This window comes from Caballeronia sp. GAWG1-5s-s (assembly GCF_023631445.1).
Taxonomy (GTDB): domain Bacteria; phylum Pseudomonadota; class Gammaproteobacteria; order Burkholderiales; family Burkholderiaceae; genus Caballeronia.
This window is the reverse complement of record NZ_JALQDC010000045.1, coordinates 18,000-37,053: the sequence shown is the minus strand read 5'-3', so window position 1 is coordinate 37,053 and position 19,054 is coordinate 18,000. Positions and strand designations below refer to the sequence as shown.

17 protein-coding genes are annotated in these 19,054 nt (G+C 62.1%); 10 read left to right on the top strand and 7 right to left on the bottom strand.

What is annotated here, in order from left to right; translation table 11 throughout:
- Positions 1-123: 123 nt before the first annotated feature.
- Together NCR34_RS26900 and NCR34_RS26895 are read right to left on the bottom strand one after the other, a co-directional pair.
- Complete coding sequence (locus NCR34_RS26900) at positions 124-567, bottom strand: phosphatase domain-containing protein (RefSeq protein WP_250501326.1); 444 nt, start codon at positions 565-567, stop codon at positions 124-126.
- Positions 568-944: 377 nt separating this feature from the next.
- On the bottom strand, positions 945-1,181 hold the full coding sequence (locus tag NCR34_RS26895; RefSeq protein WP_250501325.1) for a hypothetical protein: 237 nt from the start codon (positions 1,179-1,181) through the stop codon (positions 945-947).
- Between the two features lie 709 nt (positions 1,182-1,890).
- Between NCR34_RS26895 and NCR34_RS28300 the strand changes: the two genes are divergently transcribed.
- Complete coding sequence (locus NCR34_RS28300; RefSeq protein WP_350029468.1) at positions 1,891-2,241, top strand: hypothetical protein; 351 nt, start codon at positions 1,891-1,893, stop codon at positions 2,239-2,241.
- Positions 2,242-2,373: 132 nt separating this feature from the next.
- On the opposite strand, the gene NCR34_RS26885 is transcribed toward NCR34_RS28300, so the two are convergent.
- Entirely contained in the window at positions 2,374-3,489 is a 1,116-nt protein-coding gene (locus NCR34_RS26885) for a patatin-like phospholipase family protein (RefSeq protein WP_250501324.1), read from the bottom strand.
- 85 nt (positions 3,490-3,574) lie between these two features.
- Complete coding sequence (locus NCR34_RS26880) at positions 3,575-3,889, bottom strand: DUF4148 domain-containing protein (RefSeq protein WP_250501323.1); 315 nt, start codon at positions 3,887-3,889, stop codon at positions 3,575-3,577.
- Positions 3,890-4,642: 753 nt separating this feature from the next.
- On the opposite strand from NCR34_RS26880, the gene NCR34_RS26875 reads away from it, so the two are divergent.
- The 6 genes from NCR34_RS26875 to flgM all read left to right on the top strand — a co-directional run bounded on the left by NCR34_RS26875 (position 4,643) and on the right by flgM (position 8,975).
- Complete coding sequence (locus NCR34_RS26875) at positions 4,643-4,942, top strand: flagellar transcriptional regulator FlhD (protein ID WP_250501322.1); 300 nt, start codon at positions 4,643-4,645, stop codon at positions 4,940-4,942.
- A 2-nt stretch (positions 4,943-4,944) separates the two neighbouring features.
- Complete coding sequence (gene flhC, locus NCR34_RS26870) at positions 4,945-5,517, top strand: flagellar transcriptional regulator FlhC (protein ID WP_250501321.1); 573 nt, start codon at positions 4,945-4,947, stop codon at positions 5,515-5,517.
- Between the two features lie 480 nt (positions 5,518-5,997).
- Positions 5,998-7,698: a methyl-accepting chemotaxis protein gene (locus NCR34_RS28125; RefSeq protein WP_284506718.1), complete on the top strand. Its 1,701-nt coding sequence runs from the start codon at positions 5,998-6,000 to the stop codon at positions 7,696-7,698.
- Between the two features lie 124 nt (positions 7,699-7,822).
- On the top strand, positions 7,823-7,987 hold the full coding sequence (locus tag NCR34_RS26855; protein WP_250501320.1) for a hypothetical protein: 165 nt from the start codon (positions 7,823-7,825) through the stop codon (positions 7,985-7,987).
- A gap of 71 nt (positions 7,988-8,058) precedes the next feature.
- Complete coding sequence (locus tag NCR34_RS26850) at positions 8,059-8,502, top strand: response regulator (RefSeq protein ID WP_248323687.1); 444 nt, start codon at positions 8,059-8,061, stop codon at positions 8,500-8,502.
- A gap of 167 nt (positions 8,503-8,669) precedes the next feature.
- Entirely contained in the window at positions 8,670-8,975 is a 306-nt protein-coding gene (flgM, locus tag NCR34_RS26845; RefSeq protein ID WP_250501319.1) for a flagellar biosynthesis anti-sigma factor FlgM, read from the top strand.
- A 430-nt stretch (positions 8,976-9,405) separates the two neighbouring features.
- Here the strand turns inward: flgM and NCR34_RS26840 are convergent, their stop codons facing one another.
- Both NCR34_RS26840 and NCR34_RS26835 read right to left on the bottom strand, forming a co-directional pair.
- A complete protein-coding gene (locus tag NCR34_RS26840) occupies positions 9,406-11,976 on the bottom strand; it encodes a 2-oxoglutarate dehydrogenase E1 component (protein ID WP_250501318.1) in 2,571 nt (856 codons plus the stop codon).
- Between the two features lie 200 nt (positions 11,977-12,176).
- Positions 12,177-13,805, bottom strand: a complete 1,629-nt coding sequence (locus NCR34_RS26835; RefSeq protein WP_248323690.1) for a methyl-accepting chemotaxis protein — start codon at positions 13,803-13,805, stop codon at positions 12,177-12,179.
- Positions 13,806-14,220: 415 nt separating this feature from the next.
- Between NCR34_RS26835 and NCR34_RS26830 the strand changes: the two genes are divergently transcribed.
- Together NCR34_RS26830 and NCR34_RS26825 are read left to right on the top strand one after the other, a co-directional pair.
- Positions 14,221-14,496 carry a YlcI/YnfO family protein gene (locus NCR34_RS26830; protein WP_248324218.1) on the top strand — a complete coding sequence of 92 codons (276 nt, stop codon included), beginning with the start codon at positions 14,221-14,223 and terminating at the stop codon, positions 14,494-14,496.
- Between the two features lie 654 nt (positions 14,497-15,150).
- Complete coding sequence (locus NCR34_RS26825) at positions 15,151-15,975, top strand: ATP-grasp fold amidoligase family protein (RefSeq protein ID WP_350029470.1); 825 nt, start codon at positions 15,151-15,153, stop codon at positions 15,973-15,975.
- A gap of 89 nt (positions 15,976-16,064) precedes the next feature.
- Here NCR34_RS26825 and NCR34_RS26820 read toward each other — a convergent pair whose 3' ends face one another.
- Complete coding sequence (locus NCR34_RS26820; protein WP_248323692.1) at positions 16,065-17,258, bottom strand: glycosyltransferase family 4 protein; 1,194 nt, start codon at positions 17,256-17,258, stop codon at positions 16,065-16,067.
- Positions 17,259-17,598: 340 nt separating this feature from the next.
- Here NCR34_RS26820 and NCR34_RS26815 point away from each other — a divergent pair, with 340 nt between their 5' ends.
- Complete coding sequence (locus NCR34_RS26815) at positions 17,599-18,957, top strand: hypothetical protein (protein ID WP_248323693.1); 1,359 nt, start codon at positions 17,599-17,601, stop codon at positions 18,955-18,957.
- The last annotated feature ends 97 nt before the right edge of the window (positions 18,958-19,054 follow it).

Below are 19,054 nucleotides of genomic sequence, written 5' to 3'. Positions count from 1 at the left end.
GATCCTCGGTCTGGGCCGGCACCGACGCCGAGCGACAAGTGGAATACGGCAGCTATCGGCGAATCTTGAGTGAGACGCTCCTGCATAGGCAGAACATCCCGCGCGTCGGCAGCGTCGTTGTGATCAGAAGTCTCCCGGCGCGACCTGAAAGCATGCGAGGCCCTCGGATCGCCACATATCGACCACTCGCTGGCGATCATCGTAGACGCACAAGATCCTCTCGCGCGGGATCGAGCCGTTGCGCAACCATCCGCGCTTGAGCCGGTCGTCGGCCTGCCGGTCTCCGGCGCGGCGCATCAGCAGCCTGTCGATGTGATGCATGCCCACGTAAAGATCGAGCCACGCTTCGGTCTCGGCGCGCACCTCGTCGCTGCGGCCCGATGCAATCCAGATGCGATGCCGCGCCGCGTGCGTATGCAGCGTTTCGATCACCGGCGCGTTCGGGAGATCGTCGCCACACGCGGCGAAGAACGCCTGCCAGTTGCGCTGTTTTCCGCTGATGTGGTGCACCCGGTGTTGAATCAGTCCGATGGTCCCGTCCAGATCGAATAAGACAATGTCGCGCATGAGACACCTCCGCTTTTGGAGAAGCAGAGATCGTGCGTGGTCTGGCGAGGAGCGTAGAAGCGGTTCACCGAGCGGAAGCGGCTCTTGCAGAGCTGATCGTGAGCTAGCCGATATTCAGTGCGTGCGGGGAAGGGGTGATGTCGAGCGATAGCGGTCTGCCGGGCGCGGGCGGCTCGACAACCGATGCATGCTTCGGCGAGCGCAACACCGAGAGAGCAAGCACCGTCGCGTCGTATTGATCATGCGCGCCGCCGGCCTCGCTGAGACATGGACCATGCACGGCGGCACGAGCGCATTACATAAGCGTCGTGCAGCCCCCAACGGTGCCGCTTCACACCAGCGTCGAGTGGGCGAAGCGGCAAACAGCCGTCAGCGGATCAGCTCGGCTGCTTGTGCTTGTGATGATGGTGCTTCAAATGAAGCGTCGAGTGTTTGCCGGACGGACCGGCAGGCGAGCCGGTTTCGCCGTTGCCGTTCGGCGTGCCCACGCCGACGCCGCCGCGGCCCGCGCCGTTGCCGCCGGGTACGCCGCCGGCATTGCCCTGAGCGAGCGCGGCGGTGGATAGGCCCCACGCGAGGGCTGTCGTTACTATGCACTTCGTTGCAATGTTCATTGCTTCTGTTGTCCTTGGTTGACCGGCTCGGATCGGACGGCATCGCGCAGTGTCCGATGCCGTCGCGGCCCTAGAGCCTCGCAATCGACGGTCCACCCTCTAACGAGACAGCGACGGGCCGTATTAGAGCGGAGATTTGTGACGGCGCCGCGAAAATCGCTGATTGCGCGACGCGCGTGCGGTGACGTGTTTGGCGCTGCTTTCGCCGCGATCTGTAGCCGCTCAAGTCGTCGTGCCGACCGCCGTTCTTATCGGCGGCAGCAGAAAAAGCATTCGGCCGGGAAGACAGCGTTTCCACCGCTTTTTCATTAGATACCTCGTGTCCGATGCCGCATACACTGCTTCTCATGGCGAGCAATCAAGCGCCATGAATCGCGAAACGAACGTCACCGAGCAAGCCGGCCAACCTTATTTTTTCCGGACCAGCGGTTGTCGCGTGAGCGGTTGCAGGACCCGCGCGGTATCGCGAGCGCAGTCCGAAGGCGGAAGCTATTCCAGCAGTCGTTGTCGATTGTGTACCGTTGCAAACGCAAGCCCCGGCCATCGGATGTTGGCCGGGGCTTCGTCTTTTGGTAACGAAAAGGGCGAACGTTCGAGAATCGCCGCGGGATTCATCTATCTTAAGAACTTATTGCAGATACGTTACTGTTTGTTAAATCGGATGCGGTCGACGCGACGGTTCATTATTCTTCTCACGGTTTGACAAAGCTTGGACGGCCGGCCGTGCGCCCGCGCTCCACTGAGCTCCAATACAAAACGTTTAGACAGGAAACGCGATGGCTTCTTCGAGGAAAGCCGTCGACTGGCTGAACCGAACCTGAGAGAGACGACCATGATCATCTATCACCGCGGCGCGGCCTTCGAGCCGAGAATCACCCAGGCTGGCAACAGCTTCGTGGCTTCTGTGGCAGTGCTCGAAGAAGACGGCCACGCGACATCGCTCGGAAAGCTGGGCATGTTCGCCAACGAAGAGGGCGCCATCAATTTCGCCGTTCGGTGCGCGACCGCCTTCATCGAAGGCGACGAGATGCCGCTGCCGCCGTTCCGCGTGCACGCATAAAGGCGCGGTAGCAGACCGCGAACGGTTCCTCGCGGGTCTTTAGTGAATTGCGCGCAGTAGGCCGTTAAGAAGCCCGCCCGCAGGCGCTGTTCAGACGACCCTCAACGACCGTTCGTGCCGCATAAGGCGAGTTCACTCACGCTCATCGATACGAGCAAGCGCCGCTTGCGCTGCCTCTCGACCGTGAGCCCAGTGCGTGTCGATCGCCGCAGCGGTGAACTGTCCGTCCTTGAAGTGCGATTCGCGCTGGGAAAACGCGTAGTCGACCGGCACGATGCGGACCGGCCGCGCGCCAGCGAGCGCCGCGGCATTCATCAGTTGCGGATCGGATTGACGTTGCGCTGCCGGAATGCAATCGAGCGCGTGAGCGAGAAGCGCCCTTAGGCGCTGCGATTCGTCGAACGTCTGATGGTAGGCCGCCGCGCGACTGCCATGCTCGATGTTCTTCTGCCGGATCTCGGCGTCGGTCAGATTGTCGGGCACCTGGCCTTCGGGCGTCCACAGGTCGGCACGCAGGATGATCGTCTCGACGTCCGCGGGCGCCGTCTCGACGATACGCTGCAGCGGCGCGGCCGATACCAGCGAGCCGTCCCAGTACCACGCGTCGCCGATGTGCACGGCGGCGAACCACGGCGGCAGCGAGCCCGACGCGACGATCATCGGTGCTTCGAGACGGCCGCCGCGATTATCGAAGTAATGCGGTTCGCCGGTCGCGACATTCGCTGCGATGACGCTGACGTGCGTCGCGCTGCGGTTGAGTTCGTCGAAATCGCAGAGGCTCGCGAGCGTCTGATAGAGCGGGCGCATGTCCATGATGCTGGCGAGCTCGGGCGCTTCGCTGCCGGTGGTCCACGGCACGGCAAGCCGTCGCGTGAAGAATCCCGGCAGACCCGCGCTGATCGCGTAACTTTGATCGGCCTCGGCCAGCATGCGGCGAAAGTCGTCGTTCGCGAATGCCAGTCCCCCGATCAACGAGGCCATGCGGTCGCGCAGCGTCGTGCCGGGAACCGACACGCGATGATAGAACTGCCTGAGCCGATCAACGCGATGCTCCGGCGCGTTGCCGAAGAAGATCGCGGCGTTGATGGCGCCGATCGACGATCCGCAGCACGCGTCGATCTCGACGTTCGCATCGTGCAAAACCTCGAGCACGCCCGCCTGGAACGCGCCGATCGCGCCGCCGCCTTGCAGCGCCAGTGCGATGCGTGGGCGCTTGCCTACGCCATTGTCGTTGTCCTGCTGCGCCATACGTTCTCCAGTTGCTGCGGCGCTTTCGAATCTCCGCAGGCATCGGCTTTCATGGAATTGCGAGAGCTAAGTCGGGCCGCCGTTGTCATTGCGCCAGAACAGGCAGGCATTCCGTCTGAAACCAGTAGTCGACGAGGCGCTGTGCCTGCTGCAAATCGTCCGGGTAGTAGGGGTCGTCGTAGAACGGAGACGGGTCGTAGCCGGCCTTGCGCAGCGCCCCGAGTTCCACTTGATGCTGTGCCATCGTAGTGGGGCTCGCGTTCGCTCGGAGCGCGGCGAGATCGCGGCATTCCAGGTCCGTCAGATGCCTGCCCGGCGGCGGCATCCCGCCCGCGACGCACCCGGCAAGCACGAGAAGCGCCGCCGATGCCAACGAAGTCTTGATCCGAATCTCGCGCATGATGCTTATCCGGCCGGCTAGTCGCCGCGCCTCGGTTCATAGGTTGTGTCGGAATGCGTGAGCTTGTTTCTGCGCTCCGTTGTCCTTTAGGGCTGAGGTAGAGCGTTCGCAAAGAGTCATGGCACCGTCTGTTCCGTTGATCTCGCCCCGGTCGCGCGGGTCCGACATGGTCGTCTCCTGTTTCTCTTGACGCCTAAGCAAGCACTGTTCCGCCTGACAGCGTCGCACCGCGATGAATTCGCTACGTGGCGCGGCGGATCAATGCCATGCGACGAGCGGAACGCCAAGTTCTCGGTGTTCGGACGGTAACGGCCGAGCGCAAGTTTCGGCGCGTCAGGCAGCAACGGCGTCGGGCGCCGCGACTGGCTATCCAAGTCCAGCACATCGTTACAAAAAACGTAAGCGGTGGTAACACTGTCGTGTAATAGCCGCGGTAAAAGTGTTACGCGGAAAGTATTGCCGCCCTGCTCGATCGCCTGAGAAGTGAAATTACGTTCTTGTGTAGGAGCATTCGTTCGAATAAAAACTCGAAAAACGTTGACAGAGAAGAATAACTGGGCAGTCGAACCCACGTCCCCCGTGACACAAATCATCAGCACATAACGTTTGCAATCGAAAAACGCACCTTGGCGAACGTTTGCCACTGTAACTTTTTGTTGCAGATCGCTGCGTTTAACCAGACAATTGCTTCGCGCTGTGAGTCACGGCGCCCTAGACGCCAAACACGGTCACAGTTCCCTCGGTACGCCAGCCATGACACACGCCAGCCCAGACCTTTCGTCCATCCGCGAGTTGAACCTGTCCTACTTGACGCTCGCGCGGCGTGTATTGGCGTCCGATCGCCAAGCGGCGCAGGCGCATTTGGGCCTGTCGGCGGAAATCGCGGACACGCTTCTGAATCTGTCGCCGGCGCAGGCGGACAAGCTGGCATCGTCGTCGCAACTGCTGTGCTTCTTCCGCATAAGCGCGGACGAAATGCTCGGCGGCCTCGCGAGCCGCAGCCACGATGCGCCGGTCTCGGCCCTGTCCAACGCAGCCCTCATTGCCGCCTGACCATGAGCACGACCACGACTTCGAAGAGCCTCGCCGAGGAAGCCGCGCAGGTCCTGCGCGCCATCACGCTCATCAAACTGGGCGCGCGCATGCAGGTGCTCGAATCGGAATTCCCGAAGCTCTCGCACGATCGTCTGATTCGTCTCTATCGGGAAGTGAAGGGCGCATCGCCGCCGAAGGGCATGCTTCCGTTCTCGGAAGACTGGTATCTGACGTGGGGGCCGAACATTCACGCATCGATGTTCGCCAACGTGTATGCGTTTCTGGAGCAAAACAGCGTGAACCTCGATCGCGTCGATCTGTTGAGCCGCGCCTACGCGCTGTACGCCGAGCACTTCACGCTCAACGGCGAAGTACTGCAGATGGATCTGACGCGCGCCTGGACGTTCGTGCGGTTCAAGGAAGCCGGCATCCTGCGCCTCGCGGGCTGCACGCGCTGCCGCGGCAAGTTCGTTGCGCACGCGCACGAACCGACGCACGGCATGGTGTGCGGCATCTGCCAGCCGCCGTCCCGCGCCGGCAAGACCAAGGCCAAGGCGGCGCGCGCGCAAAGCGCGGCGTTGCAGGCGGCTTGACGCGCGGTCATACGTAGATCGGTTTTTTTAGGAGCGCCAACGGGCGTGCAACGCCGCAGCGTCTTGCCGCTGTCGGCGCAGGCGCGTCGCGTCTTCCGCCGGAAGCGCGCGTAGCGACGTTCGCTCAAATTTCCCGCAGCACTTTTGTCCGGCCGCTCTCGCACGAACGTGCTTCTGCTTCGTCCCGACGAGGCGCAGACGACACCGGCACTTGATCCGAAACCGTCCCGCCTCCAGCACCGCAATCGCGACAAGCGACGCATTCGGTAATTAATCCTGACCCGCTTCGGACGCCGAAATTCCACGTAAAGCTTCCATGCTTTCTGCCGATACTCAGAAAGGAAGGCGACAGTAACGAGCGATTCGATCCTGCAGGCGATCCCTGCAGGAACTCAGCAACCGGCGACCGGCCGCGCTACGCAGCAGTTAGCGAGCGCCTTCCCAAAACACGTCCTGAATAACCGGTCCTCGGAATCCTAAATGAACCTGCACAACTTCAAGGTCGGCGCCCGGCTGACCATCGGCTTCGGCATCGTCGTCGCGTTGCTCGTCCTCATCGCCACGATCAACTTCGTCAATATGCGCGGTCTCGATACCGAGATCACGCTCATCACCGATGACCGGATGGTCAAGGCCTCGGAGGTCAGCAAAGCGAAGGATTCGGCGAGCCAGACCGTGCTTCGGCTGCAGCGCGCGGCGATCACCGGAAAGCCGGAGGACGTCGCCGCGATGCAAGCCGGCGTGCTCGAAGCATCGAAAGCCACGTCGCAACGGCTCGAAAAGGTCGACCGCATGATTACGTCGGCGCGCGGACGCGAGCTTTTCAATGCGCTCGTCGAGGCGCGCGGAACGAACACCGCAGCGCGTCAGGAAGCGGTCAAGCTCTTGACGGCGGGACAGATCGAGGAAGCACGCGCGCAAATCGCGGGACCCGTTGCATCCGCGCAGGTCAAATATTTCGCGGCACTGGACGCGCTCGTCGCGTACCAGTACGAACTCGCCGACGACTCCGCGCGTCACGCACACGCCGCGTATGACCGCGCGGTCGCGCTGTCCTTTGCATCGACCATAGCGGCGGTGCTGGTCGCGATCGCGGCGATGCTGATCATCACGCGCTCGGTGACGAAGCCTTTGGGCGACGCGCTCGCGGCCATGAAGGCGCTGGAACAGGGCGATCTGACGCATCGCGTAGAAGTGGCCGGCCGTGACGAACTCGCGACCTTGATGCTGGCGGTGCGAGCCGCGTTTGCCAAGCTCTCGTCGCTCGCGACGGGCATCAAGGAGTCCGTCGATGTCATTCGAACGGCGTCGGGCGAGATCGCCGCGGGCAGCACGGATTTGTCGTCACGCACGGAACAGCAGGCCGCCTCGCTGGAAGAAACCGCAGCCAGCATGGAAGAGTTGACCGCGACGGTCAAGCAGAACGCCGAGAACGCGCGGCAGGCGAGCGGCCTCGCGGACAACGCGAGCACCGTCGCGAACGAGGGCAGCGCCATCGTCAGTCAGGTCGTGGACACGATGACCGGCATCGAAGACAGCTCCGCGAGAATCGCCGAGATCATCGGCATGATCGAAGGCATCGCGTTCCAGACGAACATCCTCGCGCTCAATGCCGCGGTCGAAGCCGCGCGAGCCGGCGAGCAGGGCCGGGGCTTCGCGGTCGTGGCAAGCGAAGTGCGCAGCCTCGCGCAGCGGTCGTCGGCGGCGGCCAAGGAAATCAGGGAACTGATCGAGACTTCGGGCAGCCGCGTGCAGGCCGGGACCGAGCTGGTGGCGAGAGCAGGCGACACGATGCAGCGCGTGAGCACCGCGATCAAGCGCGTGACGGACATCATGGGCGAAATCGCATCTGCATCGAACGAGCAGAGCCGCGGCATCGAGCAGGTGAATCAGGCCATCTCGCAGATGGACGAGGTCACGCAGCAAAACGCGGCGCTCGTCGAAGAGGCTGCTGCAGCCGCCGGGTCGATGGAGGATCAGGCGAAGCATCTCACCGCAGCGGTTGCTGTGTTCCGCACCGCGCAGTCGTTCACCGCGCCGACGACCGGCAGCTACGAACAGAAGCCGACGCGGCCGTCGCTCCCCAGGAAAGCGCCGGCGGTGACGCGCGCGACGAAGCCTGTCGCCGCGCCTTCGGTAGCGGCCGCGGCCGCCGCTGACGGCGACTGGGCGACGTTCTGAGTCGAAAGGTGTCGCGATGCGGCTGACAAACCGGCGCGCGGATCCGGACGCGCCGACTCACGCAATCTCGCCTTGCAACGAAGAGTCGCAGGGCGAGTTTCTTGTCCGGAACGAGGTAGGTGACATGGTCAAGCAACTGCATGAACTTCGCCGTCGGCTGGCGGCGATGGAAAACGATATCGCACAAGAGGCGATCGAGGCGGTCGTCAAAGCTTGCTTCGAGCTGGACGAATTTCTTCGATCGAGTGGCGGTCCGCCGGGCGATACCTCGCATTGCCCGAGCACGTAGTGAGCTAGCGCTGCGCATGGCCGCGTGCGGTGGGCCATGCGCGGGAAAGTAAAGAGAGAAAGGATTGACAGATGGTTAAAACGGAAATGCGCTTGCTGGTGGTCGACGACTTGACCACCATGCGCAGTTTGATTCGAAAGATGCTGAAGGCGATCGGCTATACGCTGATCGACGAAGCAGTCGATGGCGTGACAGCCCTCGAAAAACTCAAGACGCAGCGGTTCGATCTCGTCATCACCGACTGGAACATGCCGAATATGGACGGGCTGACGCTTCTGCAGGAGATTCGCAAGTCCGAGCATCATGCCGACGTTCCGGTTCTGATGGTGACCGCCGAGACCCGGCGCGAAAACGTGATCGCGGCGATTCGCGCCGGCGCGAACGGCTACGTCGTGAAGCCGTTTTCGGAGGCCGCGCTCGCCGACAAGCTGGCCCAGATCGCGCCGCTTCAGCAGACCACCGCGCCGGCAGATCGCAGCGCGTCCGTCTTCGGCGCGGTCTTCATGAACGCGTGACCGGCGTCTTTTACACTTTGTTGCAAACTGTTGCAATTGGCCGGGAGCCTTGTTAGATAAGGCTTTCCGGCGAATCCGGGGGCGTTGCGGCGACCGCGCGGCGCTCCGGATGGTAAAGGTTTCAACGCAGGCACCGTTAAGCATTAAAGCCAGCGAGAACCGAAACCATGAACATCCAGACCATCAAAAACGCAGATTCGTCGACCCAGATCACCGTGAAGCGCGCGGCGAGCACCAGCACGAAGCCGGGCGCGAGCACCGCGCAGCCGGTCGCGCCCGCCGCTACGGAAGGCTCGACCATCAGCCTGTCGTCGACTGCGGCGTTGGCTTCCCACTCCTCGGATATCGATACTGCCAAGGTGGAAGCCATCAAGGCGGCATTGAAAGACGGTAGCTACAAGATCGACTCGGCGGCCATCGCCGACGGCATGCTGGGCACGGCGCGGGATCTTTTGCGCGCGACTTCGCGCTAATCAGAGCAGCAGTCATAGCGACGTCGTCTGGTCGGGCCAGCGGCCAGACGTCCGTCTTGTGCAGTCGGCGCGAGTTCCTCCACCGGGGATGAAGCGACGCCGACCGGCAATTATTCATAGCGCAAACCGCGCGAGTCGGTCCACCACTGTGCGCATGACGCGCTCGCACGAAACTCCCCCGTGGAAACGCTCAGGTCTGGTTCGCTTACGAACGCGCGGCCGATGGCTTTGACCAGGAAGAAATGTTTTCGCGGAGCGGCTGATGCGCTACGTCGCGGATTTGCGCGTCAATGAAGCCCAGTAGTCGAAATGAGCTCTCCGATGCCTCCGAGGCTCGTCGGCGACTATGCCCCGACGCCCGCAATGCACGCTGGACCACGAAAAGTCATCGCCGCACGCGGTGCGCGTTGCGAGCGGCGATGCTCTCCGTTCAGTGTGAAGTCGTCAGTGCGGCCGTGACGAGCCGCTCCTGTTCGCGACGATGCGCCGACAAGGAAGAATGCGCGCCCGCCGGCGTCGCGGTGCGGCAGACGTCGCGTAAGGCGCAATTGGCCGGAAGCACGCGCTCCAGCTCATCGCGGACGAATCGCCATGCGCCCTGGTTGCAGTCCTCTTCCTGCGCCCACACGACGCTGCGCAAGTGGGTGAACCGGGCAAGCGCGCGCCTGAGCTCGTCATGCGGGAAGGGGTAAAGCTGCTCGATGCGGATGATCGCCGTCGATTCGTCACGGGCGGCGTCGCGCGCCTCGCGCAACTCGTAGAAGAACTTTCCGCTGCATAGCACGACGCGCTCGACAGCAGTTGCATCGGCGATGCCGTCGTCATCGAGCACGCACTGGAACGCGCCATCGACCATCTCGCGCAGCGGCGCATGCGACGCGACGTTACCGTAGAGCTTCGACTTGGGCGACATGACGATGAGCGGAATCCGGCGCTCCGCCATCGCCTGCTGGCGAAGCAGATGAAACCATTGCGCCGAGGTCGAAGGCACGACGATCCGCATGTTTTCATCGGCGCAGAGCTGAAGGAAGCGGCCGAGATACCCGCTCGAATGCTCGGGACCGACGCCCTCGTGACCATGCGGCAGCAATACGGCAAGCGCCGACTCATAGCCCCATTTGAACTCGCCGGCGGCGATGTACTGATCGATGAAGACCTGCGCGCCGTTGACGAAATCGCCGTATTGGGCTTCCCATATTGTCATGGTCGCCTTCGTCTGCACGCTGTAGCCGTACTCGAATCCGAGCACGGCCTCCTCGGTGAGCGGCGAGTTCACGATGTCGAACCGGCCTTGTTCCGCAGCGATCGCACTGAGCGGCACATGACGCTGGCCCGGCACCTCGTGCGCGCCCTGCGCATGCCAGACGGCGTGGCGATGCATGAACGTGCCGCGCCCCACGTCGAGACCCGATAGCCGGATGTCATGCCCGGCTTCGAGCAACGAGGCATACGCCATGTTTTCGGCAAAGCGCCAGTCGGCCGGACGATTCTCGTCGGCGACGGTGTCTCGCCAATTCGCGAGCATCGAAGAAACAATCGGATGCAGCGGCACGTTCTCCGGCACGCGCGTGATCGCGGCAGTGAGTGCCCGCAGCCGGCTCAACGAGACTTGCGCGCCGGGCCGAACGGCCGGCTCGTTGGTCTCGTTCCACACGAGCGGTACGGCGTCCGCGACGGCCGCATTCGATTCGAGCCTGCGCAGCGCATCGTCGCGCAAGGAAGGAAGCGCCGTGCCGCCACCGATCGCGATGTAATACCGCTCCGTCACGGTCGGATGCATGTCGATGGCCATTTGCAACAGAGGTTGCGTCACTGCCGGGACATCATGCTCGGAATGCCCGAGCCGCCGATAGCCGATCAGGTCGATCACGATATCTGCGCCGTGCTCCTTGCGATAGTCATGCGCGAGCCGTGCCGCGCGCACGACTTCCTCAGGGTGATCCGCGTTCACGCGCAATACCGGCGCATCGATCATGCGAGCGATATCGGTACAGTAAGCGTGGTCGCTTACGTTCATCCTGTTGGGCGTGGTGAAGCCGATCTGATTGTTCAGGATGACGTGAATGGTGCCGCGCAGATCATAGCCGTCCTTGCGCGTCATGTTCAGCGTTTCCATGACGACGCCCTGACCGGCGAAAGCGGCGTCCCCATGAACCGCGACGGTCACGCAGTCTTCGCCCGGATGGTCGTCCTGCCATGCACGCGCCATGCCGCTGACAACCGGATACACACTCTGCAAATGCGAAGGATTGTGCGCGAGCAGCACGGCGACGTCGCCATGCGATGTGCGCTTCGTGACCTTACCGCCCAGATGGTATGGCAGATCCGTTGCAGCGGCCGCGAGCTCCGATTCAGGATCGAGGCGATCCAGCATTCCTTTCGCGGAAAACTCCATCACGTTGACGAGCGTGTTCAGGCGTCCGCGATGCGGCATGCCGAGAAACAACTGCTGCGTGCCATCGCTTGCCGCGCTGGCGATCAGCGTATCGAGAAGCGGCACGAAGCTCTCGCAGCCTTCGAGCGAGAAGCGCTTCGCATCTCCGTGACGCGCGGCGGCGAGGCGCTCCCACGCTTCCGCGTCCAGCAGACGCGCGAGCAGCGCCTCACGTTCTTGCTGCGTAGGCGCGGGGAGAGCCGCGTCGCGTTCCATCCGCTGAAACAGCCATGCACGACGCGCCTCGTTGCGCACGCCGCTGCAGTCGAGCGCCAGCGCGCCGCAGTAAGCACGCTTGAGCTGTTCCTCGAGTTCGCCGACCGTCGCGAACGGACCGGGTCCGGCAGCGATCGTCTGCGACGAGCCGAGCCCGTGATACAGCGGCGACAACTCCGGCGCCTGTCCCGGCGCGGAGAGTCCGAGCGGATCGAGCGTCGCAATGAGATGACCGTGATTGCGGTAAGCGTCGATCAGCGCCGCCGCTGCTTTCGCGGCAGCTTCAACGTTGCTTGAACGCGCGGTGGCGGGTTCGAGAACAAAAGCTTCGTCGTTAGGGTTTTGATACATGCTAGGGGGGGATATCGGATAACGGTTTTCGTGTTTCGCTGTTCTCCCCGCGCCCGATAGAAACGTGTTCAGGCAAGGCTTGGGGAAGAAGCGCGGTCGACAGACCGCGAGTCGCTCGGGAAGAGCCCGGTTCTGCGCTGCCCTCGACCTTTTTGGGCCGGAATGGCATTCCGGCCCGGTGCGTGACGGCACTACTACGATCAGCTCGTTGCAAGCATCGGCATGGCGGATTCAGGCGCGGCGTCCGCATGGCTCGCTGCGCGCGTCACCTTCGGCGGCGTGGTGCCGTCGAGCTTGAAAGAGGCGACGAGGTGCGTCAGTTCAGCGGCCTGATCGCGCAACGACTGCGCGGCGGCCGCGCTTTCTTCCACGAGCGCCGCGTTCTCCTGCGTGACCTGGTCCATCTGCGTGACGGCCTGATTGATCTGCTCGATGCCGTCGCTCTGCTCGCGGCTCGACACGCTCATTTCGCCGACGATGCTCGTGACGCGCGAAATGCTGTTCAGCACTTCACGAATGGTCTGTCCCGCTTCGCCGACGATCTGACTGCCCGTATCCGCGAGGCCGACCGAGTTGTCGATGAGCGTCTTGATTTCCTTGGCAGCTACCGCGCTACGCTGGGCGAGGCTGCGCACTTCGCTCGCCACGACGGCGAAGCCGCGTCCGTGTTCACCGGCCCGTGCAGCTTCGACAGCGGCGTTGAGCGCGAGGATGTTCGTCTGGAACGCGATGCCTTCGATTACCGCGATGATGTTCACGATCTCGCGCGACGATGCGTTGATCGCGCCCATCGTATCCACGACCCGGTTCACCGCTTCCCCGCCTCGGCCTGCAATGACAGACGCATCCGACGCGACGCGGTTGGCTTCGAGCGCGTTGTCCGCGTTCTGCCGGACCGTGGAGGTGAGCTCTTCCATCGCGGCTGCCGTTTCTTCTAGCGCGCTCGCCTGCTGCTCGGTGCGGCTCGACAGGTCCATGTTGCCACTCGCGACTTCGTGCGACGCGTGCGTGATCGTTTGCGTCGCCATGCGCACATTGCCGACGATGCCGTGCAGGTTCTCGATCATTCGCTTGAGCGCGCCTTGCAGTCTGCCGATTTCGTCGCTCGACGCGACTTCGAGACGATGCGTCAGGTCGCCGTCCGCCACCGCTTCGGCCAGGACCACGGCTTGGTGAATAGGCCGGGTAATGCTGCGCGTGATGATGATGCCCGTGCCGATTGCGGCCAGTATCGCGCCGAGCGAGAGCAGCACCATCTGGATGCGCGCGTCGCGGCCGTCTTCGGCTGCCTTGGTCACGGCTGCCTGCATCAGCGCGGCCTGATAGTCGACCATTTTGTCGACGAGCAGGTAGTAGTCGTCCTGTTGACGCGCGAGATCGCCGAGATAGAGCGCGCGGGCGTCCTGCTGCTGATTGCCTTTGACGAGATCGAAGAATTGACGGACGCTCGCGCCATAAACCGTGCGCGCGCCGATCTGCTCCTTGAAAAGCGCCTTGCCTTCCTCGCTCGACAGAAGTTTTTCCAGCTTCGCGTAGGCTTGTGCATTGGCGGTGCGGATCGCCACGTATTCGTCCATGAACTGCTTTGCTTGATCCTCCGAAGAGGCAAGCAGTAGCTTGCTCAAGATGCCATTGGCCTTGTAGCCGTTGGACTTAATGGTGTTGCTCAGCGCAATGAGCGAATAATGTTCGCTGACGACGCTGTCCATCTTCTCGTTGCTCGCTTCGAGATGCTTGGTTCCGAGTGCCGCCGTGCCGATCATCAGCGCGACGACCACGCCGAACGCGCAGCCGAGGCGAACTCCGATCCTGAGGTTTGTGATGCGCATGTTTCAATCGCTCCGTCTTTTCGACTGTCCCCGTCAAGGGACGCTGACTCCGTTTTGTCCCGGTACTTCCTGCCCAAAGCGGACGTGAAACCGGTGACATGGACGTTAAGAAAACCACCGGACGAACGTCGCTGGCGGCTGTCAGCCAATTAACGGCGATCTTTCACAAGAATTAAGGGTTTATAACAATCGCTGCCCGGACAGCCGCGTGGGAGACGGGCTGAAATTACCGACGAACCTCGCCCTCAGCGCGCGTTTGTCAGGAACGTGGCCTTGCGCGAGCTTTCGTGAGGGGTAGACCGGTTGCAGCAAGAAATGAATTGCGACGCGCTGCTGCTTCATGGTAGAAGCACCGCTGCGTTCGCGGCTGTGCGGCGCGTGTCACGGTTTCGTTGTTGCCACGAAGGAGCAGATGTTGAGAAGGACCGCCGAAAACAAGTTGAAGGTGGTCGCGGTACGAGTCGAGCCGGCAATCGAGCAGAGATTGCGGCTACTGGCGGAAGTAACGGGACGCAAGCAATCATTCTTTTTGCAGCAGATGATCGAAAGCGGCATCGGCGCAATGGAAGATCTCTGGCTTCCGCCCGATGTCCTCGAAGAGGTGCGCGGCGGCAACATGCAGGCGCGGCAGCTTTCAACCGCAGCGACGCCTGATCTATTCGGCAATTTGTCTGATGAGACGCGTGACTGAGCGCGTCGGCTTTCATTTTGCGCAAGTGAAATCGGCCAGCGGAAATGATTTGCGTTCAGCAATAGCGCTTAGCACATTCCGCCATTCGCATCAAGAAGCGTAAAAGCATTACGCGCAATTTCTCGATGACTTAGCCGCCCCGAGATTACCTACGCGATAATTCGAGCGCCTTGTCTCGAGACAAATGGCCGACGCTGATACGCAGCGAGCGCCTTATGTTGCAAGGCGTTCCTCCGCATGAGGCGATACAACAGAAGCCTCCGCATAACCTCTTTCTCGCGTCCTTCGATGCAAGCCGCATTAATCAGGAATCGCTCTTGCTCCATGCTGCGGCGAAAACACGCGGTCACCTGCGCTCCCGTAAAAGTCAATGCGCGTCACACGGCATTTTCTGACGGCTAATACAAGGAAAATCCGCAGGCAACCGTTTCTGGGGTGCTGTGTACGCTTCCGCACGGTGGTCAGACCGCTGCCTTTGGGACGATTTCGGGGATACACCTAACCGGTGATAAGCCCGAGGCGCCCGCCACCGTGGGCCGCGAATCGCGCCTGAACATTACATGACATTTACAGGGGGATAACCGGATGTCGCTTTCGAAAAGGCTCCTTGACAGCGCTAAAGTCTTTCTGCCCGACGACGTCTTCTTGAGCTTCGTGCATCGCCGCAGGATCGGGCGATTTCCCAATCTCAAGCGTCCGCTCACCTTCAACGAACAGATCCTCAGCCGCTGCCTGCACCCGGATCCGCGCTACGTGGATCTCAGCGACAAGCTCGCAGTGCGCGACTTCATCGCCCGAAAGATCGGCCCGCAGTATCTGATTCCGTTGATCGCGGAACCCGCCGTCTTCACCAGGACCGTCTTCGACCAGTTGCCCAACGAGTTCGTGATGAAAGCGAACCACGGCAGCGGCTTCGTGAAGGTCGTGCGCGACAAGAAGGACACGACGTTCGAAGAACTCGCGGCGCTCGCGCAAGAGTGGCTCGCGACCGACTTCTACAAGATCGCGCGGGAGCGGCACTATCGCGCGATCAAGCCGCGCGTGTACTTCGAAACGCTGCTTCTCGACGACAACGGCGTCGTGCCCGCCGACCTGAAGTTCCACGTGTTCAACGAGAAGTCGGGCAAGCAGACCATCTACATAATGGTGATTTCCGATCGCTTCGGAGAGACCCCGCGCGGCGATATCTTCGACGTCAACTGGAACGTGCAGGACATCACGTTCGGCGCGTACGCCCGCAGCCAGACGCCTGTTCCTCGCCCGAAGAACCTCGACGCGCTGCTCGAAGTCGCGAACGCGCTCGCGAAGGACTTCGAATACGTGCGTGTCGATCTGTATTCGCGCAACGATGACATTTACTTCGGTGAACTAACGTTCACGCCGGGCGCAGGCGTTCTGCGGATGCTTCCCGAAAGCGTCGACTATGAATGGGGCCGGCTTCTGCAAATGACGCGCCGGCCGCTGCACGCCGGAGCGTAACTCCCGCGCGCCGCAACGGCGCGCGGCACATCGCATGGCTAAGACGGCTACGCTTCGCGTAGCCGTTTCTCTCGTCGCTCAATCCCACTTCATTTTTCAAGCACGTCCGGGCGCGGAGGCGAAGCAGCGTCGAATGCATCGCGCGATGGAAGCGGTAGCGTCATCGCACGTTGAGCCTGTGCCTCGAAGGTCTCGCGCGAGAAGCGGCGACGGAACTCGGCCGCAAGCGCAGCCATCGGAACCTCGCGCGCCGCGAAGATGCGTTGCACGAACGCAGCGTGATCGCCGGGAGGGAACAGCAACGTTTCCGGAAGGTAAGCATCGAGGCCGGACACCCGCGATACGACGATCGGGCGCTCCGCGAGCACGGCTTCGATCATGACGAGCGGCACGCCTTCGAAAGCAGACGGCAACACCAGGGCATCACTCGCCGCGATATAGGGCAGCACGTCGGCCTGCGCGCCCACCATGCGAACGTGAGCGGACAAGACCGGGCTTGCTTGCACCCAGTCGGTCGTGCGTTGCGCGTCCGGTCCTTCACCCACGATGAGTACGATCGCGCGCTCGAACGCGTCGGGGTGTCGCTCTATGGATTCGAGCAGGAAGTCTTGTCGCTTATGCCTGAAGTCGATACGCCCGATATGCGCGATGATGGTGGTCTCGTCGTCCGGCAGGCCGAGCATGGCGCGAGCCGTGGAGCGCGTGAGCGTGGACTGTGCGAAGCGGTCGTCCACGCAATTCGCGAGTATCGTCGTGCGCGCGTTGGGTGCGAGCGTGCGCAGCTTCGCGCGTAGATGTTCGTTGAGCGTGATGAATTCGTCCGGCATGCGGTACACGCCGCGCTTCACGAGCCACTTCAACCGGTCGAGCAGGCGAGCGCTGTCTGGACCGTCGCCAACGAGTGGGAGATAGCTCACTGAGCGCGTGCCTGTCAGCCGTGCGGCGAAGAGCCCGGCGAGTCCTGAAACAATCGTGCCTTGCGCGATGAGCAGGCGCGTCAGGTTAAGGCCGCGCAGAACGGATGCAGTCGACCGCGTCATGCGAAGCAGCGCGAACGGATTCCCGCGTATCGACTCAGCTGTATATGACAGGCCAATCGTCTGCACTTTCGGATGCGAGCGAGCGAGGTCTTCCACGAAACCGAACAGTGCGATGTTTTGTCGGGGCGCCAGGATATGCAAGGTTTCAATCTGCGCATTCACGACCAGCGCCATCATGAAACGCTTGAGCATCTCCTCGTGCCCGCCGTTGATGCCCGAATCGCAGTAGATCCCAACCTTCACGGCATTCTCCCTTTTTGTGCGCGTCCTCGCGCTTCTTCATGGCCTTGCCGCCGACAGCGTCGAGCACGTCTATGCGTCAGGAGTCGAAAACGCCACCTGCATTCCGTCTCAAAGTAGCTTAGGCAAAAAAGGAATGAATTATTAGCAGTGGCGCGCGATCAGAATGCCACTCACCGTCAGGCGCATGTCAGCCTTACTGATGCGTCACACGCCGTTTGTATGTAGAAAGCGATTAGCACGATGTCCGAAGCGATTCGCATGACTTGAACGCGAAGCATCGATCAGGCCACGCCTTTTCCTGGCGGCTTGCAACGGAACCGCATGGTACCTGCAATCTGTGTTGCATGCCGGCTACGCTGCTCAGTGTAAGGAAAACGGCAGTCGGTGTCTGCCGAAATTAAAACGTCGAACAACGATCGAACGCGTTGTGTCGAGCGAGCATTCCCGCTACCTAACCGTAAATAGGTGTGCTAAGGTCAGTTCGTTTCCGATGTGCGCTCGTTGCGCCGTTCGAAACATCGTCTTCTTGACCGATGCATCAACGCGTCGCAGACGGCGCTCAAACCGATATGTGACCATGAACCAGCGGGAAGAGTGGCGATCGCTTTACTGCGTCGTGTGTCCTCGTTGCGAAAGCGTATCGCCGGCAGATGACCTATCGTGTCCTTACTGCGGCGCAGACCGACACGGCGCGGTGCTCACGCGAACTCGGGCATCTCTCTTCGAATTCGACGAGGCGGCGCGCGCAATGGTACGCGCCGCTTCGTCGCAAGTCGGCGAGATGCGACGCAATCAGACGAACGATGCAACGCCATCAGGCAGCGCGGATCAATCGGCAGCGTTGCTTTCGTTGCCGAGCTCGTTCGCCCTCAAGCCGGGCTCGATCGTTCTGCTGGTCGTCGGCGTGTGCTTGCTGATTGCGCTCTATGCGTGGGTGCGAATCTCGCACAGACCGGCTGCTCACGAGGCGCATGAAAACCGCGTGAGTGCCGCCGGTACTGTTCATAAACTCGCGGCGGTTGCACCCGCCGCTCCTTCGGATCGCCACGATGCGACCGGACGCTCCGCGCCCGCCGAAGCAGTCTCGCTCGCTCAAGAAAACTTTGTCGCAATGGCGGGTACGTCCGGCCGCGCCACGTTCGGCTTGCCCGCTTCCGCTGACATCGCGTCATGCGGCATCACGGCGGGGCCTGCTTGGCTCGCTTCGGTGCCTGTATGCGACAGCCTGGCTGCAACGCAAGCGTCACATATTTCTGAAGCGCCTCATTCAATCGCGTCTTCTGTGACGATGACCTCGCCCGCAAACACGAAGGCCGCGACGCCAACTCATGGTCGGGTCGAACATACATCGGCAAGCGCGCGACACGCATCGACGCGCCCTCGCGCGCATGCCCACGAAAGGACGACTCACGCGCAGCACGCGCTGCGCTCGGCTGGCCATGCAAAGAAGGTCGACAAGACTCATCCGCGCGTCCGTAACGCGCAGCGTGCGTCAACAGCGGCACGCGGCGAATCCGATGCCTTTGATGCGCCAGGCGTAGGCGCCCTCGCGCCGGCCGGCGATCCCGCGATGACATCTACCGGAAGCTGGAAGCCGGGCAGCGTTCCGGACTCGCACGACACCCTGCGTTCGCGCCTTCGCGCTTTATTGCCGGCGGGCACGGCGGCCACCAACAAAGGGCGCGGAGATGCACATTGAAGATGCGCGGCTCCGAGTGCCAATGTGGTCATTCGCACATTCGATTGAGTCTTTCGTTTGCAAGAATCTCTCGCTGTAATTATTCCCGGTGGAACGA

Excerpts from the sequence above, each read along its gene's own strand:
- NCR34_RS26900 (WP_250501326.1), bottom strand. The coding sequence starts at position 567 with ATGCGCGACATTGTCTTATTCGATCTGGACGGGACCATCGGACTGATT.
- NCR34_RS26895 (WP_250501325.1), bottom strand. The coding sequence starts at position 1,181 with ATGAACATTGCAACGAAGTGCATAGTAACGACAGCCCTCGCGTGGGGC.
- NCR34_RS26885 (WP_250501324.1), bottom strand. The coding sequence starts at position 3,489 with ATGGCGCAGCAGGACAACGACAATGGCGTAGGCAAGCGCCCACGCATC.
- NCR34_RS26880 (WP_250501323.1), bottom strand. The coding sequence starts at position 3,889 with ATGCGCGAGATTCGGATCAAGACTTCGTTGGCATCGGCGGCGCTTCTC.
- NCR34_RS26875 (WP_250501322.1), top strand. The coding sequence starts at position 4,643 with ATGACACACGCCAGCCCAGACCTTTCGTCCATCCGCGAGTTGAACCTG.
- flhC (WP_250501321.1), top strand. The coding sequence starts at position 4,945 with ATGAGCACGACCACGACTTCGAAGAGCCTCGCCGAGGAAGCCGCGCAG.
- NCR34_RS28125 (WP_284506718.1), top strand. The coding sequence starts at position 5,998 with ATGAACCTGCACAACTTCAAGGTCGGCGCCCGGCTGACCATCGGCTTC.
- NCR34_RS26855 (WP_250501320.1), top strand. The coding sequence starts at position 7,823 with ATGGTCAAGCAACTGCATGAACTTCGCCGTCGGCTGGCGGCGATGGAA.
- NCR34_RS26850 (WP_248323687.1), top strand. The coding sequence starts at position 8,059 with ATGGTTAAAACGGAAATGCGCTTGCTGGTGGTCGACGACTTGACCACC.
- flgM (WP_250501319.1), top strand. The coding sequence starts at position 8,670 with ATGAACATCCAGACCATCAAAAACGCAGATTCGTCGACCCAGATCACC.
- NCR34_RS26840 (WP_250501318.1), bottom strand. The coding sequence starts at position 11,976 with ATGTATCAAAACCCTAACGACGAAGCTTTTGTTCTCGAACCCGCCACC.
- NCR34_RS26835 (WP_248323690.1), bottom strand. The coding sequence starts at position 13,805 with ATGCGCATCACAAACCTCAGGATCGGAGTTCGCCTCGGCTGCGCGTTC.